Source organism: Oceanibaculum pacificum (assembly GCF_001618175.1).
Lineage (GTDB): Bacteria > Pseudomonadota > Alphaproteobacteria > Oceanibaculales > Oceanibaculaceae > Oceanibaculum > Oceanibaculum pacificum.
In genome coordinates, this window is sequence record NZ_LPXN01000046.1 from 12,625 (window position 1) to 32,931 (window position 20,307).

Annotated in this window: 17 protein-coding genes; 16 read left to right on the top strand and 1 reads right to left on the bottom strand. The window is 66.6% G+C overall.

The features are described from left to right. Window positions 1-81 precede the first annotated feature (81 nt). The 4 genes from AUP43_RS03845 to pseC all read left to right on the top strand — a co-directional run bounded on the left by AUP43_RS03845 (window position 82) and on the right by pseC (window position 5,159). The gene (locus AUP43_RS03845; protein ID WP_067552932.1) at window positions 82-870 is read left to right on the top strand and encodes a DUF1217 domain-containing protein; all 789 of its coding nucleotides are present in this window, start codon (window positions 82-84) and stop codon (window positions 868-870) included. Window positions 871-873: 3 nt separating this feature from the next. Next, window positions 874-2,583 (top strand): tetratricopeptide repeat protein, encoded by a 1,710-nt coding sequence (locus tag AUP43_RS03850; RefSeq protein WP_067552934.1) that lies wholly within the window; start codon window positions 874-876, stop codon window positions 2,581-2,583. A 276-nt stretch (window positions 2,584-2,859) separates the two neighbouring features. Beyond that, the gene (gene pseB, locus AUP43_RS03855; protein ID WP_067552936.1) at window positions 2,860-3,930 is read left to right on the top strand and encodes a UDP-N-acetylglucosamine 4,6-dehydratase (inverting); all 1,071 of its coding nucleotides are present in this window, start codon (window positions 2,860-2,862) and stop codon (window positions 3,928-3,930) included. Beyond that, the gene (gene pseC, locus AUP43_RS03860; protein WP_067552938.1) at window positions 3,927-5,159 is read left to right on the top strand and encodes a UDP-4-amino-4,6-dideoxy-N-acetyl-beta-L-altrosamine transaminase; all 1,233 of its coding nucleotides are present in this window, start codon (window positions 3,927-3,929) and stop codon (window positions 5,157-5,159) included. The genes pseB and pseC overlap by 4 nt, the downstream gene beginning before the upstream one ends. Here pseC and AUP43_RS03865 read toward each other — a convergent pair. Continuing rightward, window positions 5,146-8,436, bottom strand: coding sequence for a tetratricopeptide repeat protein (locus AUP43_RS03865; protein WP_067552940.1), 3,291 nt, complete (start codon window positions 8,434-8,436; stop codon window positions 5,146-5,148). The genes pseC and AUP43_RS03865 overlap by 14 nt on opposite strands. Window positions 8,437-8,622: 186 nt before the next feature. Here AUP43_RS03865 and AUP43_RS03870 point away from each other — a divergent pair, with 186 nt between their 5' ends. The 12 genes from AUP43_RS03870 to AUP43_RS03925 all read left to right on the top strand — a co-directional run bounded on the left by AUP43_RS03870 (window position 8,623) and on the right by AUP43_RS03925 (window position 20,288). Further along, complete coding sequence (locus AUP43_RS03870) at window positions 8,623-9,666, top strand: N-acetylneuraminate synthase family protein (protein ID WP_067552942.1); 1,044 nt, start codon at window positions 8,623-8,625, stop codon at window positions 9,664-9,666. Window positions 9,667-9,673: 7 nt separating this feature from the next. Then, window positions 9,674-10,507: an NAD-dependent epimerase/dehydratase family protein gene (locus AUP43_RS03875; protein WP_067552944.1), complete on the top strand. Its 834-nt coding sequence runs from the start codon at window positions 9,674-9,676 to the stop codon at window positions 10,505-10,507. Continuing rightward, complete coding sequence (gene neuC, locus AUP43_RS03880; RefSeq protein WP_067552946.1) at window positions 10,504-11,724, top strand: UDP-N-acetylglucosamine 2-epimerase; 1,221 nt, start codon at window positions 10,504-10,506, stop codon at window positions 11,722-11,724. Before AUP43_RS03875 ends, neuC begins: the two co-directional genes overlap by 4 nt. Continuing rightward, a complete protein-coding gene (locus tag AUP43_RS03885; RefSeq protein ID WP_067552948.1) occupies window positions 11,712-12,785 on the top strand; it encodes a nucleotidyltransferase family protein in 1,074 nt (357 codons plus the stop codon). The genes neuC and AUP43_RS03885 overlap by 13 nt, the downstream gene beginning before the upstream one ends. A gap of 18 nt (window positions 12,786-12,803) precedes the next feature. Next, entirely contained in the window at window positions 12,804-13,802 is a 999-nt protein-coding gene (locus tag AUP43_RS03890; protein ID WP_232314866.1) for an SDR family NAD(P)-dependent oxidoreductase, read from the top strand. Further along, window positions 13,799-15,025, top strand: coding sequence for a class I SAM-dependent methyltransferase (locus AUP43_RS03895; protein ID WP_269746856.1), 1,227 nt, complete (start codon window positions 13,799-13,801; stop codon window positions 15,023-15,025). The genes AUP43_RS03890 and AUP43_RS03895 overlap by 4 nt, the downstream gene beginning before the upstream one ends. Next, the gene (gene rfbC, locus AUP43_RS03900) at window positions 15,025-15,570 is read left to right on the top strand and encodes a dTDP-4-dehydrorhamnose 3,5-epimerase (RefSeq protein ID WP_067552950.1); all 546 of its coding nucleotides are present in this window, start codon (window positions 15,025-15,027) and stop codon (window positions 15,568-15,570) included. Before AUP43_RS03895 ends, rfbC begins: the two co-directional genes overlap by 1 nt. After that, window positions 15,570-16,511, top strand: coding sequence for a Gfo/Idh/MocA family oxidoreductase (locus AUP43_RS03905; protein ID WP_067552952.1), 942 nt, complete (start codon window positions 15,570-15,572; stop codon window positions 16,509-16,511). Before rfbC ends, AUP43_RS03905 begins: the two co-directional genes overlap by 1 nt. Before the next feature lie 28 nt (window positions 16,512-16,539). After that, the gene (locus AUP43_RS03910) at window positions 16,540-17,496 is read left to right on the top strand and encodes a Gfo/Idh/MocA family oxidoreductase (protein ID WP_067552954.1); all 957 of its coding nucleotides are present in this window, start codon (window positions 16,540-16,542) and stop codon (window positions 17,494-17,496) included. A gap of 12 nt (window positions 17,497-17,508) precedes the next feature. Then, window positions 17,509-18,279 carry a glucose-1-phosphate cytidylyltransferase gene (gene rfbF, locus AUP43_RS03915; protein ID WP_067552956.1) on the top strand — a complete coding sequence of 257 codons (771 nt, stop codon included), beginning with the start codon at window positions 17,509-17,511 and terminating at the stop codon, window positions 18,277-18,279. Next, a complete protein-coding gene (locus tag AUP43_RS03920) occupies window positions 18,276-19,118 on the top strand; it encodes an NAD-dependent epimerase/dehydratase family protein (RefSeq protein WP_067552958.1) in 843 nt (280 codons plus the stop codon). Before rfbF ends, AUP43_RS03920 begins: the two co-directional genes overlap by 4 nt. Window positions 19,119-19,211: 93 nt before the next feature. Next, the gene (locus AUP43_RS03925) at window positions 19,212-20,288 is read left to right on the top strand and encodes a radical SAM protein (protein ID WP_067552961.1); all 1,077 of its coding nucleotides are present in this window, start codon (window positions 19,212-19,214) and stop codon (window positions 20,286-20,288) included. The last annotated feature ends 19 nt before the right edge of the window (window positions 20,289-20,307 follow it).

Consider the following 20,307-nt stretch of genomic DNA (forward strand, 5'->3'; position numbering starts at 1 on the left):
AGCTTGAGCGCCGGACGCCGCCCTTGGCCCCATCCTTGCTTGAGTGGTGGGAAATCGGTCAATCACGCGAAGGACGGCGACATGCAGATCAATTCGGGAATGCCGGCGCTGCTGGTTTTCAAGAGCCTGCAAAAAACCGGCGAGGCGCAGGAACAGCAATTCGCCAACCAGCCGATGGTGAAGCGGGAGGTCGAGTATTTCCTGAAGAAGGCCAAGGAGGTCGAGTCGGTCGACGATTTCTTCAAGGATCCGCGCCTGCTGAAGGTGGCGCTGGGCGCTTATGGGCTGGAAGGCGACGCGAATTACACCGCGCGCACCAAGGCGATCATGACCGAGGATCCGGACAGCAAGGACTCGCTGGTCAATAAGCTGGCCGAGCCGCGCTACAAGGAGATCGCCAAAGCGTTCGATTTCTTCAAGTCGGGCACCGCCAATCTGCAGAGCGACGAGTTCCTGCAGGGCGTGGCCGATAAATACCTGACCAACGAATTCGAGAAGAGCCTGGGCGGCGGCAATGATGCGCTGCGCGAGGCCGCCTATTTCCGCCGCAAGGTCGCCGAGGTGGCGTCCGAGGACGATCTCTACAAGCTGATGGGCGACAAGGTGCTGCGCTCGGTCATCACCGACACGCTGCGCATCCCGAAGGAGATCGTGAATCAGGGCATCGAGCGTCAGGCCAAGGTGATCGGGGCCAAGGTGAAGCCGGAGGATTTCAAGGATCCGGAATTCGTCGACAAGTTCCTGGAGCGCTTCCTGGCCCAGAAGGATGCCGAGGCGCAGATGTCCGGCATGGGCGGCATCAACATGAACACCCCCGGCGCTCTCGCCTTGCAGCTTCTGCAGGGCGGCAATTTGAACATTCTGGTGTAGACCATGACCGCTTTACCGCTGCCCAGTCACGCGCAATCCCCGCTCTCCACCGCCATTGGCTGGCACCGTGCCGGCAAGCTGAAGGAGGCGGCGGGCATCTACCGGCTGCTGCTGGCGGAAACCCCGGACGATCCCGATATCCTGCATCTGCTGGGCATGGTCGGCCAGCAGCTCGGCCATTTCGATTTTGCCGTGCGCCATATCGTGCGCGCGATCGAGCAGGACCCGTCCAACGCGCTGTATCACGGCAGCCTGGGGCTGGTGTTCCTGGCGCAGCAGGATTACCCGCATGCGGTGATGGCGCTGGGCAACGCGGCGCGGTTGCAGCCGGAGCAGGCGGATTATCTCGCCAATCTGGCCCATGCGCTGGAGAAGGCCGGCGCCGGGGAGGATGCGCTGCGGGCCTATGCCGCGCTGCTGCGCGTGCGCCCCAGCCAGGCCGAGGCCTGCCTCAATGTGGCAAACGCCCTGCCGGCCGGCGCGCAGCGCGACCGGCTGTACCGGCTTGCCCTGGCGTTGAATCCGGCCAATGCGGCCAATCACTACAATGCCGGCCGCAATGCGCGGGAGACCGCGCGCTATGATGAGGCCGAGCGTTACTATCGCCGCGCCCTGGCCATCGATCCGGCGCTGGGCGCGGCGCATGCCAATCTGGCCATGCTGCTGCCGAACCGCCATGCCAGCGGCCGGCTGACGCATTACACCGCCGCCATGGCGCTCGATCCGGCGCATTCCGGCATCCGCACCGATTGCGCGCTGACGCTGCTGGGCCAGGGCGATCTGCCGCGCGGCTGGGCGCTGCACGAGGAGCGGCTGGCGAAAGCCGGCCTGCCGGAGGATCGCGCCACCGGCCGCCCGCGCTGGTATGGCGAACCGCTGGTCGGCAAGACCCTGCTGGTCTGGCGCGAGCAGGGCATCGGCGACCAGATGATGTTCGCCTCCTGCCTGCCGGACCTGATCCGCCATGCCGAAGGCTGCCGCATCCTGCTGGAATGCGATGCCCGGCTGGCGCCGCTGTTCCAGCGTTCCTTCCCGGAAATCGAGGTGATCCAGCCCAGCCAGGTCGCCGCGCTGGCCGAGGCCGTCGATTTCCAGATTCCCATCGGCAGCCTGCCGCTGCATTTCCGCTGGCGGCTGAGCGATTTTCCGCATCATGCCGGCTATCTCAGCCCGGCCCCGGAGCGCCGCGCGGCGATGGCTGGGGCGCTGGCCGGCCTGCCGGGGGAAGTGAAGATCGGCCTGTGCTGGCGCAGCATCCGGCCCGGCCGCAAGACGCTGACGACCGAGCTGGAGGCGCTGGCCCCGATGTTCGACGCCCCGGGCCTGGATTTCGTCAATCTGCAATATGGCGATTGCGACGCCGAGATCGCCGCCGCCGAACGCGACCGGGGCATCCGGCTGCATCGCGTCGAGGGGCTGGATTTGACGCAGGATCTGGATGGGGTGGCGGCGCTGATCGCCTCGCTCGATCTGGTCGTCACCGTCGGCACTTCGGTGGGCGAGATGGCGGGCGCGCTGGGCGTGCCCTGCTGGCGTCTCGGCCGGCCGCACGAATGGACGCTGCTGGGCACCGGGGAGCGGCCCTGGTTCCCCTCCATGCGGTTGTTCTCCCTGCCGCGCCCGCAGCCGCTCGCAGCCCTGGTGCCGGAAATCCGCGATGCCCTGGCCGGATTCAAGCGCGACTGCCGCAGTTTCCGCCTCGGCCAGCGGTAGTGTCCCAGTTTGAACCCGGCCTTTCCTGTTCGTCCTCATGTCATTGCCGGGCTTGGCCCGGCAATCCAGGGGCCGCGTTCCGTGACGTTACAGGCAGGGCACCGCTCCTGGACCCCCGGGTCAAGCCCGGGGGTGACAGACAGCAAGACAGGCCGATCCCGCATGGCGGGATTACAAACTGAGACACTGCTCGGCCAGCGGTGTGCGTGACGCCCGGCGGGCCGGCTGTTATGATTCCGTGAAGGGGACAGTTCACATGAAGGTCAGGGGCGCGGGATGAACCTTACAACGCCATCCGAAGGAACCTTTGGCGGCCCTCTGCCGGACGGCTACCGGGAATTCCTGGACCCGACGATGGATCTGAACGGCAAGGTCATCCTGGTGACCGGCGGCACCGGCTCGTTCGGCAAGCATTTCCTGCAAACCGTGGTGCAGCGCTACAAGCCGAAGCGGCTGATCGTCTTCTCGCGCGACGAGATGAAGCAGTACGAGCTGGCGCAGACCCTGCCGACCGACAAATACCCCTTCATGCGCTATTTCATTGGCGATGTGCGCAATGCCGACCGGCTGGAAATGGCGATGCGCGAGGTGGATTACGTGATCCATGCGGCGGCGATGAAGCATGTCTCCATCGCCGAATATAATCCGTTCGAATGCATCCACACCAATGTGATGGGGGCGGAGAACGTGGTCCGCGCGGCGATCCATAACAAGGTGAAGCGGGTCATCGCGCTGTCGACCGACAAGGCCGCCAACCCGGTGAATCTCTATGGCGCCAGCAAGCTGGCCTCGGACAAGATTTTCACCGCCGCCAACAATCTGTCCGGCTCCAGCGGCTGCCGTTTCGCCGTGGTGCGCTACGGCAATGTGGTGGGCTCGCGCGGCAGCGTGCTGACCTATTTCCAGAAGCTGATCGAAGAGGGGGCGGATCATCTGCCGATCACCGATCCGCGCATGACGCGCTTCTGGATCACCTTGCAGCAGGGGGTGAATTTCGTGCTGTCCTGCATGCAGATCATGCGCGGCGGCGAGATTTTCGTGCCGAAGATTCCCAGCATGCTGATGACCGAATTCGCGCTGTCCCTGGCCCCGCATCTGCCGCACAAGCTGATCGGCATCCGGCCGGGCGAGAAAATCCACGAGATCATGATTTCGTCCGACGACAGCCGCACCACCATCGATCTGGGCGACCGCTACGTCATCCAGCCGGCTTTCGCCTGGTTCAGCCGGACCAGCTACAAGGAGGCGACGCCGGTGGCGGAGGATTTCGTCTATTCCAGCGAGAATAATACCGAATGGCTCGGCCGGCACGATTTCGGCTTCTACCTGAAGGAAGCCGCCCGGTGACCCAAAAGGCCGGCAGCCCTGTCGGCTTTCTGCCCTATGGCCGCCAGAGCATCGAGGAGGACGACATCGCCGCCGTTGTGGCGGCGTTGCGCGGCGAGTATCTGACCACCGGGCCGGAGGTCGAGCGCTTCGAGGCGGCGCTGTGCGGCGTCACCGGGGCGGCCCACGCCGTCGTCTGCGCCAACGGCACGGCGGCCTTGCATATGGCGGCGCTGGCGCTGGGGCTGGGGCCGGGCGACTGGATCGTCGCGCCGAGCGTCACCTTTCTGGCGACCGCCAGTGCCGCGCGCTATGTCGGCGCCGAGGTCGCCTTCGCCGATGTCGACCCCGATACCGGGCTGATGCGCGCGGCCGATATGGCGGCCGCCCTGGCGCGCATTCCGGCGGACGGCCGGGCGCGGGCGGTGTTCAATGTGCATCTGGCCGGACTGGTCGGCGATGTGGAGGGCATTCACGCGCTGGCCCGTCGCCACGGGCTGGCGGTGGTGGACGATGCCGCCCATGCGCTGGGCACGCGCTACCGCGATCCCTCGGGCGGCTGGAACCGGGTGGGGGAGGGCGCGCATGCCGATATGACCAGCTTCTCCTTCCATCCGGTAAAGACCGTGACGATGGGCGAGGGCGGGGCGGTCACCACCAACGATGCGGCGCTGGCCAAGCAATTGCGGCTGGCCCGGAATCACGGCATGAGCCGCGATCCGCTGGATTTCCAGCAGGCCGATCTGGCGCTGGCCGCCGATGGCGCGCCGAACCCCTGGTATTACGAAATGGCCGCGCCGGGCTTCAATTACCGGGCGACCGATATTCAATGCGCATTGGGCCGCAGCCAGTTGGCGAAGCTGGATCGGTTCGTCGCCCAGCGCCGCGATCTGGCGGCGTCCTACGACCGCAAGCTGGCCAATCTGCTGCCATCCGTCCGGCCCATCGCCCGCCGCGACACGCAGGAGGCGGGCTTGCACCTGTATCCGGTGCTGATCGATTTCGCGGCACTCGGCCTGGACCGCGCGGCGCTGATGCATCGCTTGCGCGCGCGCGGCATCGGCACGCAGGTGCATTACATCCCGGTGCATCTGCAACCCTATTACCGCCAGCGCTATGGCGCGCTCGATCTGCCGGGCGCGCGGCTTTACTACCAGCGCTGCCTTAGCCTGCCGCTTTATGCCGGCATGGCGGAAGTGGATGTGGAGCGGGTGACGGCCGCGCTGGCGGACACGCTCAACGCCGGATGAGCGCCGCCAGGGCGTCGGTCAGCTCAGCGATCACCTTTTCGACCGCGCCCCGGCCGGTCGGCATGACGCTGGGCTGAAACGGGAAGCCCGGCGTTCCCAGCATCAGCCAGTGGCGCTTCACCAGCAGCGTCGGCACGCCCAGCGCCCCGGCCATTGCCTGCACCGTCGTCGGCGCGGAGATGACGATATCCAGCGCCTGCATCAGCGCCGCCGCGCCGTCCAGATCGTTGCGCTGGTCCAGCCCGGCGAAATCATGGATCGCCACCCCGGTCTCGCGCTCGGCCTGCCGCAGCTCGGCGAGGCAATCGTCATATTGCAGATTGACGAAGGTGGCGCCGGGGGTCTTCAGCAACGGCCCCCAATAGCGCATATCGGTATAGTGGCGCTGCCGTTCGGCGGTCATCAGCCCGCTGCGCCAGCAGATGCCGACCTTGGTGCCGGGCCCCAGCGCCGCCAGCCTGTCGCGCCAGGAAGCCACCTTGTCCTCATCGGCGCGCAGATAGCCCTTCTGGGCGGGGAAATCCTCGATCCGGCTGCGCAGATACAGCGGCAGGCTGCCGATGGGGATGGCGGCGTCCGGCTTGCCGGCGGGATCGAACCAGTCATAGGTGAAGACGCAGCGGCCTTTCTCCAGGCTCATCTGGAACGGCCGGACATCGGCGTCGGGATAGGAGCGCCGGAAGATCGGCGCCAGCCTCGGCTCGACCTCGATGGTGACTTTGCGCGCCTGCGCGATCACATCGGCCAGGCAATTGGCGAAGATAAGCTGGTCGCCCAGCCCCTGTTCGGCCGACACCAGCAGGTGCGTATCGGCCAGGGGTTCGCCCTGCCAGCGCGGCAGGCCATGCCGGTAGATCACGCTCTTCAGCCGGGTGGGCGACAGCCGGTGCTCATATTCCTGCCAGCCCTGGATCAGCCGGCCCGTCGACAGCAGGGTCTGTGCGTAATTGATGCGCAGCTGGGCGTTGTCCGGCATCGCCTCCAGCGCCTTGGCGTAATAGGCCAGGGTCTGGTCCATGTCGCCATCGGCGCGCGACAGCAGCGCCAGATTGCCGTAGGCGACGCCGAAATCAGGCGCCAGGCGCACCGCCTCCTCGTAGAAGATGCGGGCATTGGCGAAGTCGCCGGCCTGTTGCAGCGTCGAGCCCAGATTCATCCATAGCCGGGCTTCCTCGGGCCGCTTGCCGATGGCCTCGCGCAATATCTCGACCGAGGCATCGTACTGGCCCAGCAGGCGATAGACCGTGCCCAGATTATGCGCCGCCTCCAGCGAGTTGGGATCGATCTTCAGGATCGCCACCAGCATGGCCGCGGATTGCTCCAGCTGCCCGGTATCGCGCGCGATGTTTGCCGCGCCCAGCATCGCGCCCAGATTGCCCGGCTCCTCCGACAGGATTTTCCCGTACAGCTCCATCGCGGCCGGAAAGTCCTTGGCTTCGTACAGTTCGGTCGCCTGTCGCAGCTTTTCGTCCTGTCCCTTGTCCGGATTCCGGAACCGGGGGTTCCGTTTTTCGTCATAGCCCAGCGCCGGCGGCCGGTCCGTCGCCGGCGGGGTGGCGGGCAGGGGCTGCGACAGGGTCATCGCCTGCGCCCGCTCGGCCCGCAGCGCCTCGGGCGCTGCCGCCATCGCCGCCAGCGCCTCGGTCAGCGCCTGCACGACCTGCGACCAGGGCGTGCCCGGCACGCGGTGGAACAGGCGCATGCGCGGATACCAGGGGCGGTTGTCGGCGCCCAGCATCGACCAGTCGGTATTCTGCCCGAACCGCCAGGTCGGAATGCCGAGTGCCGCCGACAGCTCGCCCACCGACGTGCCGGCGGTGACGACGAGATCGAGCGCTGAAATCAGCGCCGCCACGCCGTCCAGGTCGCCCTTCAGGTCCAGATCGGGAAACCGCTCGATGCGGATGCCGTATTTCGCCTCGGCCTCGGCGATTTCCTCGGCGCAATCGTCATATTGCAGGTTGAAGAAACGGATGCCCGGCAGGCGCAGCAGCGGGGCCAGCAGGTCCAGATTCATGTAGCCCGCACTTCGCCGCGTGCCCTGGCGCATCGAGCGCCAGCAGATGCCGACGGCCAGCTCCGTCCCGGCCGCCGCCAGCACCTTGTCGCGCCAATAGGCGATACGGTTGGGATCGGCCCGCAGATAGCCTTGATGATCGGGGAAGGCGGCAAGGTCGGGGCGGCAGAATTCCGGCAGGCCGCCGACCGGCACATGGCGGTCGGCGTCGGGAATATGCGTCGCCAGCGAATCGGCCGGACGCACCGTGATCTGCGGCAGGGAGCGCGCGAAGATCGGCACCAGCCGGGCATCGCATTCCAGAATGACCTTGCCCGCCTTGCGCGCGATATCCGCCAGGCAGGTGCCGAACATGATCTCGTCGCCCACCCCCTGTTCGCGCCAGACCAGCAGGCTCTTGTCGGCGATGTCCTCGCCGCGCCAGCGGATGTTGGTGAGCCCCCCGCGCAACGGGTTCTTGTGGCGCTGGAAGCGCATGTCGTACAGCCGCCAGCCGGTCTTCAGATCGCCGAGCTGGAGGGAGCAGGTGCCGTAATTATACGCCGCCGCCTGCATCGCCGGATCGAGGGCGATGGCCCGGCGGTAGAATTCCCGCGCCTCGGCGAAGCGGCGGCGGCGGCGGTACACGCTGCCGACATTCACATAGGCGGTGGCATAGCCGGGGCGCAGCCGCAACACCTGGCGCAGCGCCGCCAGCGATTCGTCCAGCCGGTCCAGGCTGCGCAGGCAGATGGCCATATTATTGAAGGCCTCGGGGAAAGCCGGCCGGATGGCGACCGCCCGGCGATAGGCTTCGATGGCGTCCGCCGGCTTGTCCTGCGCCTGCAGAATGGTGCCGCGATTATACAGCGCGTCGGCATAATCCTTGTTCAGCCGGATGGCCGTGTCGAAGCAGACCAGGGCGGCGTCATAGTCGCCAGTCTGGATCAGCACCGTGCCCATATTGTTGTGCGCTTCGGCATAGGCGGGATCGAGCTTGCGCGCCTTGTCGATCAGCGCCATCGCCGCCTCCAGCTGGCCCCGGTCGCGCGCGATCAGGCCGAGATGGTTGAGGCAGTCCGGATGATCCGGGCGCTGCTGGAGGATGCGGCGATAGATCGCCTCGGCCTCGTCGAGCCGCTGCCGGCGCTGATGCTCGACCGCGATGCGGAAGAGCTGATGCAGCTCCGCCGGAAGCGCCTTAGCCTGGATCGCGGCCCTGCTCGACGGAGAGTTTTTAGGGGCGGCCTTGCCGGCGCTTCGGCGCTGTTTTCTGTTCATCTCGTATCGGATGGCCACGAAAAGGAAATGCGGCGCAAAGCCTAACAGAGAAGCGGAGCGCGTGTCAGCGCGCGAAATCCTCCGGCATCCGGGGATGGACCTCGCTTCCCATCAACCGCCAATCTTCCTATCATGGCGGTGGGTTCTCGAAATCCCGGCTGGAACACGAACTTAAGGATGCGGCGGATGAGCGGCGCGGGTAATTCCTTCCTGATCGGCAACCGCCGGATCGGCGGCGATGCGCCGCCGCTGGTGATCGCGGAAATCGGCATCAATCACGAGGGCAGCGAGGAAAAGGCCGCCCAGATGATCGACGCCGCCGCCGCGTCGGGATGCGAATGCGTGAAGTTCCAGACCCATGTGATCGACGACGAGATGATCCCCAACGATGTCGTGCCGGCGAATGCATCGGAGAGCATCTGGGACATCATGGAGCGCTGCGTGCTATCGGCCGAGGCGGAGGCGCGGCTGAAGGCGCGGGCCGAGGCGCACGGCATGATCTTCCTCAGCACGCCGTTCTCCCGCGCGGCGGCCGAGCAGCTCGACCGGCTGGGCGTCGACGCCTACAAGATCGGCTCTGGGGAGTGCAATAATTACCCGCTGGTCGCGCATATCGCGCGCAAGGGCAAGCCGGTCATTCTCAGCACCGGCATGAACGATATCGCCAGCATCGCCCGGTCCGTCGCGCTGCTGCGCGATGCCGGCGTACCCTATGCGCTGCTGCATTGCACCAGCATCTACCCGACGCCCTATGAGGCTGTCCGGCTGGGCGCGATTGCGGAGTTGCAGGCGGCATTCCCGGATGCGGTGGTCGGCCTGTCGGACCATACGCTGACGAACTATACCTGCCTGGGTGCGGTGGCGCTGGGCGCGGGCATTCTGGAGCGGCATTTCACGGCCGATAAATCCTGGCCCGGTCCCGACATCGCGGTCTCCATGGACCCAAAGGATCTGCGTGACCTGGTCGAAGGCTCGCGCGCCATTCACCTGGCACGCGGCGGCCGCAAGGACATCCTGCCGGCGGAACAGCCGACCATCGACTTCGCCTATGCCAGCGTCGTCTCCATCGCCCCGATCAAGGCGGGGGAGGAGCTGACGATGGCGAATATCTGGGTGAAGCGCCCCGGCACCGGACCGATCCTGGCCGGCCAGTTCGACGCGCTTCTGGGCCGCCGCGCCGCCACCGACATCGCCAAGGATTGCCAGCTCAGCCCGGAGATGCTGGCGTGAGCTTGCGGTGAGCCTCTCCCGGCCGATCTGCGTGACGGGTGCGTCCGGTTTTATCGGCCGGGCGCTCTCGGCGGCGCTGTCGGCGCGCGGCCACCAGGTGCTGGCCTGTGCTCGCCGGCCCTTCGCCGCGCCCGTGGGCGTGCAGGTGGTGACTGTCACGCACTATACCGATGCCCCGCCGGCCGATGTGCTGATCCATCTGGCTGAACCCGCCGCCGTGCCGGGCGACGCCATCGAGGGGGCGGTGACGGCGACGCTGGCGGCGCTGGCCGGGCGCGGCTATCGGCGGCTGGTCTACTTGTCGTCCGCGGCGGTCTATGGCGATATGGAGCCCTATCCACGCAGGCCGGACGAACCGGCGAGGGCGGAGAATGGCTATGGCCGTATGAAACGCGCTGGCGAAGCCGTCGCCCTGGCGGCGGAGGGCGTCGTGGTGCGCCTGACCAACGTCTATGGGCCGGGCATGAGCCAAGGCACGGTGATCGCCGATATCCTGGCGCAGCGCGCTGTTCCGGGACCGATCCGGCTGCGCGATCTTGCCCCGGTGCGCGATTATCTGTGGCGGGACGATGCGGTCGCCGGCCTCGTTGCGATTGCCGAGGGCAGCGCCACCGGCGTGTTCAATTTAGGCTCCGGCGAGGCGGCCTCGGTGGAACGGCTGGCGCAAACCTGCCTGCGGCTGTGGGGGCGCGAGGGCGATGGCGCGGTCGCCACCGCGCCTGGCGACCGCGCCTCTATCCTGCGCCTGGACATAAGCGAGACCCTGCGGCAGTTCGACTGGCGGCCGCGCATTGCGCTGGACGAAGGGCTGGCGCGGCTGGCGGTGGGAGAGGCGGCATGAAGCGGGTGATCGCCGTCTTTACCGGCAACCGGGCGGAATATGGGCTGCAATACCCGATCCTGAAGGCGATCCAGGCGCATCCGGCGCTGGAATACCGGCTGCTGGTGTCGGGCGCGCATCTCGATCCGAATTTCGGCCGCACGCTAAACGAAATCGCCGCCGACGGCTTCGAGATTCATGCGGAGGTGACGATCGACATGGCGGCCGACGATCAGGCCGGCGCCACCGCGAAGGCCATCGGCAGCGGCATCCTGGCGATCAGCGACGCGCTGGCGCGGCTGAAGCCCGACATGCTGGTGGTCTATGCCGACCGGTTCGAGGGCTTCGCGGCGGTCATCGCCGGCAGTCAGATGAACATCCCGACCGCCCATATCGAAGGCGGCGACATCACCGAAGGCGGCGCGCTGGACGATTCCGTGCGGCATGCCATGACCAAGCTGGCGCATCTGCATTTCACCACCAACCAGCAGGCCAGCAATCGCGTGCTGGCCATGGGGGAGGAAGCCTGGCGGGTACATACGGTGGGCTTTCCCGCCATCGACATGATTGCCGCCGGCAATGTCGCAAGCCCCGGGGAGCTGACCGCGCGTTACGCGCTTGACCCTGCGCGGCCGCTGGTGCTCTTCACCCAGCATGCGGTGACCACGGAGGTGGCGGCCGCCGCCGAGCAGATCCGCCCGTCGCTAAAGGCGCTGTCTGCGCTGGCGGCGGACGGCGTGCAGGTGATCGTAACCTATCCGAACAATGATGCCGGCGCGCAGGCGATCATCGCGGAAATCGATGAACTGGGCCGGCAGTCGGTTCCGGGCATCCAGATTCACCGGTCGCTGGGCCGTTATAATTACCACGGGTTGCTGGCGCTGGCGCGCGATCCGGCCTGGCGGGTCTGCTGCGCCGGCAACAGCTCCTCCGGCATCAAGGAGACGCCGGCCTTCGGCTGCCCCACGGTGAATATCGGCTCGCGCCAGCAAGGTCGCCTGCGGGCGGAGAATGTGCTGGATGCCGGATATGATTCGGCGGCAATCGAGGCGGCGATCCGCACCTGCCTGTTCGATGCGGAATTTCGCCTCCTCTGCGCCGGGTGCGAGAATCCCTACGGTATCGGCGATGCCGGCATCAAGGTGGCCGAGGTGCTGGCCAGCGTACCGCTCGACCAACGGTTGATCCGCAAGCGCATGATGCTGGCCGGGGAGGCGCGGGACGGATGGCATCGCTAGAAAATCCGCCGCTCGATCCCGCCGCCACCCTGCGCGACGCGGTGCGCGCGATTGAGGCGACGCATCGGCGCATCGCCGTGGTGGCCGACGCGGCGGGGATGCTGATCGGCACGTTGACCGACGGCGATATCCGCCGCGGCCTGCTGCGTGGCCTGACGCTGGAAGACGGCGTGGCCAGCGCCATGAACGCCGCGCCGACCACGGCGCATGCCGCCAGCGAGCGTTCCTACTTGCTGGAATTGCTGGTCAATCGCGGCTTCGAATCGCTGCCGCTGGTCGATGCGCAGGGGCGCTATGTCGCGGTCGTCAGCCGCTACGATCTCGGCCCGGCGGGTTCCGCCGGCGCGCCGGTCGAGGCGCGGAGCGCCATCGCGCTGGCCGTCATCATGGCGGGCGGCGAGGGCCAGCGCCTGCGGCCGATGACGGAGACCCTGCCGAAACCGATGGTCGATATCGGCGGCATGCCGCTGATCGAGCGGATCGTCCGGTCGCTCATCGCCGCCGGCGTGCCGCAGCTGCGCATCGCGGTGAATTATCTGCATCATGTCATCGAGCAGCATCTGGGCGACGGTTCGGCGCTGGGCGGGCGCATCGATTATCTGCGGGAAAAGACCAAGCTGGGCACCGCCGGCGCGCTGTCGCTGCTGACGGACCGGCCGGACGGGCCGGTGCTGGTGATGAATGGCGATGTGGTGACCAGCTTCGATTGCAACGCCCTGCAGCGTTATCATGCGGAGCAGGAGGCGATGGTGACGGTCGCGGCGATGGAATATCGGGTCGATATCCCCTATGGCGTGATCCAGTCGGACGGCGCGTGCGTCACCGGGCTGATGGAAAAACCGTCGCAGCGCTTCCTGTGCAATGCCGGCATCTACATGCTGTCGCCCGAGGCGCTGGAGCGTATCCCGCCGGACAGGGCCTTCAACATGACCGACCTGATCGAAACCTGTTTGGCCGCCGGGCAGAAGGTCTGCATCTTCCCCTTGCATGAATACTGGGCCGATATCGGCACGCCCAAGGATCTGGCGGACGCCCGCCTGGCCCTGCTGAAACTGACCTGACGGAAGGGACGCCGCACCGTGGAATATCTGCGTGGCAAGAAAACCCTGGTGACCGGCGCGGACGGTTTCATCGGCAGCCATCTGGTCGAAGGACTGGTCGCCGCCGGGGCCGATGTGCGGGCGCTGGTCTATTATAATTCCTGGAACGCGCAGGGCTGGCTGGCCGACCTGCCGGGCGCGATTCGCGCGGAGATCGAGATCGTGCAGGGCGATGTGCGCGACCCCGCCCGGATGCGCGCCCTGGTCGCCGGCTGTGACTATGTGTTTCACCTGGCCAGCCTGATCGCCATTCCCTACAGCTACGAGGCGCCGGATTCCTATGTCGCCACCAATATCGGCGGCACGCTGAACATCCTTCAGGCCTGCCGGGATTCCGACCGGCTGGTCCGGCTGGTCCATGTCTCGACCTCGGAAGTCTATGGCACGGCGCAGCAGGTGCCGATTGCCGAGGCGCATCCCCTGGTCGGCCAGTCGCCCTATTCGGCCAGCAAGATCGGCGCCGACAAGATGGCGGAAAGCTTCCATCTCTCCTTTGGCCTGCCTGTGGTCACCGCCCGGCCGTTCAACACTTTCGGCCCCCGGCAGACCGCCCGCGCGGTGATCCCGACCATCGCCGCGCAATTGCTGGCGGGCACGCCTGAGCTGACGCTGGGGGCGCTGACGCCGACGCGCGACTTCAACTTCGCCACCGACACGGCGGCCGGTATGATCGCGCTGGGCGGCTGCGGCGCGGCGGAGGGGCAGGTGGTCAATATCGGCAGCGGCGAGGAATGGTCGATCGAGCAGACCGCGCGGATGCTGATGGAGATTATCGGCCGGCAGGTGCCCATCGCCTGCGCCGAGGAAAGGCTGCGGCCGGAGAAGAGCGAGGTGAACCGGCTGCTGGCCGATACGACGCGGATCGCCGCCTTGACCGGCTGGCGCCGCGCCGTGCCGTTCCGTGAAGGGCTGGAGCGCACGGCGGAGTGGATCGGCCGCAATATCCGGCTGTTCGAGCCGGAGCGGTATCAGCGGTGACCGGCCTGTCGCGCACTGAGTGCCGGAGCTGCGGGGCGGCATTGGAAGCGCCGTTCCTCGATCTGGGTGCGATGCCGCCCTCGAACGCCTATCTGCCGATGGAAGGCGGGGTTGAGCAGTCTTTCCCCCTGCGCCTGCGCCGCTGCCCGGCCTGCCTGCTGGTGCAGATCGACCATGATGTGCCGCCTGACATCCTGTTCTCCGACTATGCCTATTTCTCCTCCTATTCCGATAGCTGGCTGGCGCATGCCCAGCGCTTCGCCGAGGCGGCGGTGGGGCGGTTCGGCCTGGATGCGCACAGTTTCGTGGTCGAGCTGGCCAGCAATGACGGCTATCTGCTGCGGAATTTCGTAGCGGCAGGCATTCCCTGCCTCGGCGTCGAACCGTCCGATACGGTTGCAGCGGCGGCCCGCGCCATCGGCGTGCCGACGGAGGAGATGTTCTTCGGCCGCAATACCGCCGCCGACATATTGGCGCGCTACCGGCCCGCCGACCTGATCGTCGCCAACAACGTCCTGGCGCATGTGCCGGACTTGAACGATTTCGTCGCCGGCATCGCCCTGCTGTTGGGGAAGGAGGGCGTGCTGAGCGTGGAATTCCCGCATCTGGCGACGATGCTGGAGAAGGTGGCTTTCGATACTGTCTATCACGAGCATTATTCCTATTTCTCGCTGCTGGCGGTGGAACGGTGCTTCGAGCGGCACGGGCTGTTTCTGTTCGATGCCGAGCGCCTGAGCACACATGGTGGCAGCCTGCGGCTCTCCGCCGGCAAGACGCCCCGCCCGGCGACGCCGGGGCTGCAATCGGTACGCGACGAGGAGGCGGTTTTGCGCCTGGATACGCCGGAACCCTACCGGGCTTTCGCCGATAAGGTCGGCGCGGTGCGGACTGGTCTGCTGGCTTTCCTGACCGAGGCGAAGGGGGCGGGGCGGCGTGTCGTCGGCTATGGCGCGGCGGCCAAGGGCAATACCCTGCTGAATTACTGCGGCGTCAGCGAAGCCGACCTGCCCTTCGTCGCCGACCGCAACCCGCATAAGCAGAACAAGCGGCTGCCCGGCAGCCATATTCCCATTGTCGTCCCGGAGCGCATCGCCGAGGCGCGGCCCGATTATGTGCTGATCCTGCCCTGGAACCTGGAGGCGGAGGTCACCGCCCAGCTCGCCTTCGTGCGCGGCTGGGGCGGGCGGTTCGTCACCCCGATTCCCCGACTGAGGGTTAAGTGATGCGGATCGCGCCGACTCCGCTGGCGGGCGTGCATCTGGTCGAACCGGAACCCGTGCCGGATGCGCGGGGATTCTTCGCCCGCCTGGTCTGCGCGGACAGTTTCGCCGCGCACGGCATGGTCGCGGATTTTCCGCAATGCAGCGTCTCCTGGAACCGGGCGGCGGCCACCTTGCGCGGCCTGCATTGGCAGGCAGCCCCCCACGCGGAGGCGAAGCTGGTGCGCTGCACGCGGGGCGCAATCTTCGACGTGGCGGTCGATCTGCGGCCGAACTCGTCCAGCTACCGGCGCTGGGTGGCGCGGGAGCTGACGGCGGAGAACCGGCTGGCGCTGTATATTCCCGCCGGCTGCGCCCATGGCTTCCTGACGCTGTCGGACGACACCGAAGTGTTCTACCAGATTTCCGCGCCGCATATGCCCGACGCGGCGCGGGGATTGCGCTGGGACGATCCCGACATCGGCATTGACTGGCCGACGACGCCGGCGGTGATGTCGGAGCGTGACGCCGCCCTGCCGGGCTGGGCCGATGCGATGGGGCAGGGCTGATGCGGGTTCTGCTGTTCGGCACGGGCGAGATGGGAAGCCGCCATCTGCAAGGGCTGTCCCACCTGCCGCCCGGCAGCGAAATTCTGGCGCTGGAGCCACGCGATGATGCCCGCGCCCTGGCCCTGTCGCGCTGGCAGGCAATGCCGGGGCATGAGCGGGTGAGCCTACGCTTCGATGCGGCGGCGGCGCTGCCGGAGGGGTTCGACGCCGCCATCCTGGCGACGGCGGCGCCAGCCCGCCTGGCCCAGTTGCGCCGGGTGCTGGAATCAGGCATCCGGCATGTGCTGGCGGAGAAGGTGCTGTTCCAGTCGGTCGCCGACTACCGCGCGGCGCTGGAGATGGCCAGGCAGGCCGGGGCCGATGTGCGCGCCCATGTGCCGCTGCGCTATGTTCCCGTCTTGCAGGCGCTGCGGGCACGGATCGCCGGGCGGCCTTTCACGCTCGACGTCACGGTCGGCAATCGCGGGATGGGCTGCAACGCCATCCATTTTCTCGATCTCTTCCAGTTTCTGGCCGGCCAGCCGCCCATCGACATGACTGCGGCCATCGACCGTCCGGTGCAGCCTAACCGGCGCGACGCCGCGTTGGTCGAATTCACCGGCGTGGCGCGGGCGCGCACCGCAACCGGCGCGCAGGCCAGGATCGCCTTCGTGCCCGACCATGAGCGGCTGGCGGTGCTGACCCTCGATATCGACGGCAGGCGCACGATCATCGACCAGGCCGGCGCGGTCAGCAGCGACGATGCGGCCCTTGCCGGCGCGCGATTCGAGATGCCAATGGCAAGCGCGATGACCGCCGGCATGATCCGGGATATCCAGGGCGGCCTGTCGGTGCTGCCCGATCTGGCCGAGGGGTTCGAGACCAACCGGCTGATGCTGGACGCCTATAATCGGGCATTGACCGGACATCATGCCGACGACCAGACCTGCCCAATTACTTAGGGCCCGATCACATAAGGAAGAGTCGGCCATGCGGATTTTGCTGATCGGGGCGGGGCGCATCGCCGGCGAGTATGTAAAGGCGCTGCAGGCCCGCGGCCCTGTCGAGATCGACATCCTGTCCCGCACCGAGGCATCGGCCGCCGGCTTGCGGCAGCGCCACGGGCTGGCGCAAGCGTTCTGGGGCGGGCAGGACCGGCTGGCGAGCCTCGATCTCTCCTATGACGGCTATATCGTCGCCACGCCGATCGAGACGCTGTTGCCCTATCTCGTCCAACTGACGCGGCAGGGCGCGCGGCGCATCCTGGTGGAAAAGCCGGTCTGCCTGTCCAGCGCCGAGTTGCGGGCGTTTCTGCACGCCCACCCGCAGGCGACGGCGATGGCGGCGCTGAATCGGCTCTATTACCCCTCCGTGCAGGCGCTGGCCGACCGGCTGGCGGTGGAGCCGGCGACATCCGCCAGCTTCTCCTTCGGCGAGATGCTGCCGCGCATCGAGGCGGCCAACCTCGCCCCGCCGGTACTGGCGCGGCTGGGGCTGGCCAACAGCATCCATGTCATCGCCACGGTTTTCTCCCTGATCGGCCTGCCGCGCCTGTTGCATCCGCTGGTGTCGGGGCAGGGCAGGATCGACTGGCATCCGTCGGGGGCTGTGTTCGCCGGCGCGGGATCGACGGAGTCCGGCATCTGCTTCACCTATCTGGCCGACTGGCTCAGCGCCGGGCGCTGGTCGATGACCGTCAGGACCGGGCGCGGCGTCTATATGCTGGAGCCGGTGGAGACGCTGAGCTTCCAGCCGCTGGCGGGCGGGCCGGCGGAAATGCTCGTGCCGCCGGTGTCGGACGGGCTGAAATGCGGCTTCCCGCAGATGCTGGAGGCCTGGCTTGCGGCCGACGCGCCGGATGCCAAAGCCAGCCTTTACAGCCTGCTGGCGTATCTGGAGGCGATAGAGGCTATGATGGGATATCGCGGCGACGGGGTCGCGCGATAGGGAGGGGGAAGCATGAAGGCCGTCATTCTGGCGGGTGGGCTGGGGACGCGAATCTCCGAGGAAACCCATCTGAAGCCGAAGCCGATGCTGGAGATCGGCGGCAAGCCGATCCTCTGGCACATCATGAAGCTGTATTCGGCCCATGGGGTGAACGAATTCGTCATCTGCTGTGGCTATAAGGGCTATGTGATCAAGGAGTATTTCGCCAACTACTTCCTGCACATGTCCGATGTCACCTTCGACATGGCGAATAACCGGATGAAGGTGCATCAGCGCCATGCCGAACCCTGGCAGGTGACGCTGGTGGATACCGGCGACGACACCATGACCGGCGGCCGCCTGAAGCGCGTGCGCGACTATGTGAAGGATGAGGAAGCCTTCTGCTTCACCTATGGCGATGGGCTGTCGGACCTGGACATCACGGCTTCCATTGCCTTCCACAAGGCGCATGGCAAATGGGGAACGGTCACCGCCGTCCAGCCGCCCGGCCGCTATGGCGCGCTGGAGATCGACGGCAGCCGGGTCGCCAGTTTCCGGGAAAAGCCGCGCGGCGATGGCGGCACCATCAATGGCGGCTTCTTCGTGCTGTCGCCTTCCTGTCTCCAGGTTATCGAGGGGGACCGGTCGAGCTGGGAGGCGGAATCGCTGCTCAGCCTGGTCGAGCGCGGGCAGTTGATGGCCTTCGAGCATGACGGTTTCTGGCAGCCGATGGATACGCTGCGCGACAAGGTAATGCTGGAGGAACTCTGGGCGTCCGGCCGCGCCCCCTGGAAGATCTGGTGAGCCAAACCTGCCTGGTAACGGGCGGGGCCGGTTTTGTCGGCCGGCAGATACTGCGCGCCTTGGCGGAGCGGGATATCCGCCTGCGCCTCGTGTTGCGCGAGGGCCAGCCGCCCCCGGATGTGCCGGTCGAGCGCATTATCCGCACCCCCGACCTGTTCGCCGAGAGCGCGGCCTGGTGGCGCGATGCCTGCGTCGCCGTGGACATCATCGTGCATGCCGCTTGGTATGCTAAGCCGGGGCGCTATCTGGAGGCGGCGGAGAATCTTGCCTGCCTCAGCGGCACGCTGGCCCTGGCGCAGGGGGCGGCGGATGCCGGCGTGGGTCGCTTCGTCGGGCTGGGCACCTGTTTCGAGTATGATCTGGCCGGCGTAGCCCCGGCTGACGTAGCCCCCCTGGCGGTCGACGCGCCATTGCGGCCGCGCACGCTCTATGCGGCGACCAAGGCGGCGAGCTATCTGGCGCTTCAGGCATTCTTCGCCGGGCAGCCCGCCGGTTTCGCCTGGTGCCGCCTGTTCTACCTCTATGGCGAGGGCGAGGATGAGCGGCGCTTCGTGCCCTATCTGCGCCGCTGCCTAGCCGATGGCGTGCCGGCCGATCTGACTGAAGGCAGCCAGGTACGAGATTATCTGGATGTGCGCGACGCCGGCGCACAGATCGCCGAGGCGGCCTTGTCCGACCGGCAGGGGGCGCTGAACATCTGCTCCGGCGTGCCGGTCAGCTTGCGGGCCTTGGCCGAGCGGCTTGCCGACGCCCAGGGCCGGCGCGATCTGCTGCGCTTCGGCGCGCGGCCGACGCCGCCGCATGATCCGCCCTATGTCGTTGGCATCCCGTCTTTTTGATCTGGACCGGGTAGCCTGCCCCACGGGAGATGGTGGTTGATAAAAAGCCGTGTAAATGGCACTATGCCGGTCGATCTGCCAGGAGGGCGCGCTATGAAGGCGAAGATCAAGCCCCGGATCAATCTTGAAGGCAGAACGCCTTTACAGGATGTGATCCCGTTAAATACACCGTTCGTTGTTTTCGTCGATCCGGCGAGCGCTTGCAATTTCCAATGCCCGTTCTGTCCGACCGGGCACCGGAACATGATTGACGAGACAGGGCGCTATCAAGGCGCCATGAAGTATGACGTCTTCACCAAAATCATCGATGACCTGTCGGAATTCGACAGGCCGATCAAGGTGTTGCGTATGTACAAGGACGGCGAGCCGTTCCTGAACCGCAATCTGGCGAAGATGATCGCCTATGCCAAGGCCAGCGGCCGGGTGGAGTATATCGACACCACCACCAACGGCTCCCTGATGACGCCGGAGCGGCTGGGGCCGATCCTGGAAGCCGGCCTCGACAAGATCAACATCTCGGTCGATGGCATGAATCCGGAGCAGTACAAGAAGTTCACCGGCTTCAAGTTCGACTTCGAGAAGTTCGTCGAGAACGTGAAGTGGCTGTACGCCAACAAGGGCAATTGCGAAATCGTCGTGAAGATTCCGGGCGAACTGATCAGCGAGGCCCAGCGGCAGGAATTCTACGACACGTTCGGCGATCATTGCGACCGCATCTTCATCGAGAATTTCGCCCCCTGCTGGCCGGAATTCGATGTCGAGGCGCATACCGGCTTCAAGATCACCCAGGGCATATATCAGCAGCCGGTGCAGCCAACCGATACCTGCCCGTATATCTTCTACTCGATCTCGGTGAATGCCGATGGGCTGGTCAGTTCCTGCTTCCTTGATTGGGGGCGCAAGCTGGTGGTGGGCGATGTGCGCCAGCAGAGCCTGAAATCGATCTGGCATTCCGATTCCCTGAACGCGCTGCGCCAGCTGCATCTGGAAGGCAAGCGCCGCCAGCATCCGGTGTGCGGCAGTTGCGGCCAGCTCAGCCATTGCCTGCCGGACAATATCGATGCGCATCGCGAGGCGCTGTTGCCGCGCTTCCGGGAATATGCGGCCGGCAATATCAGCCCGGAGGTGCCGGGCATGACGGTCAGGAAGCGGCTTCCCGAACCGGTTTGACGAGGCCGGGGCGGCGGGG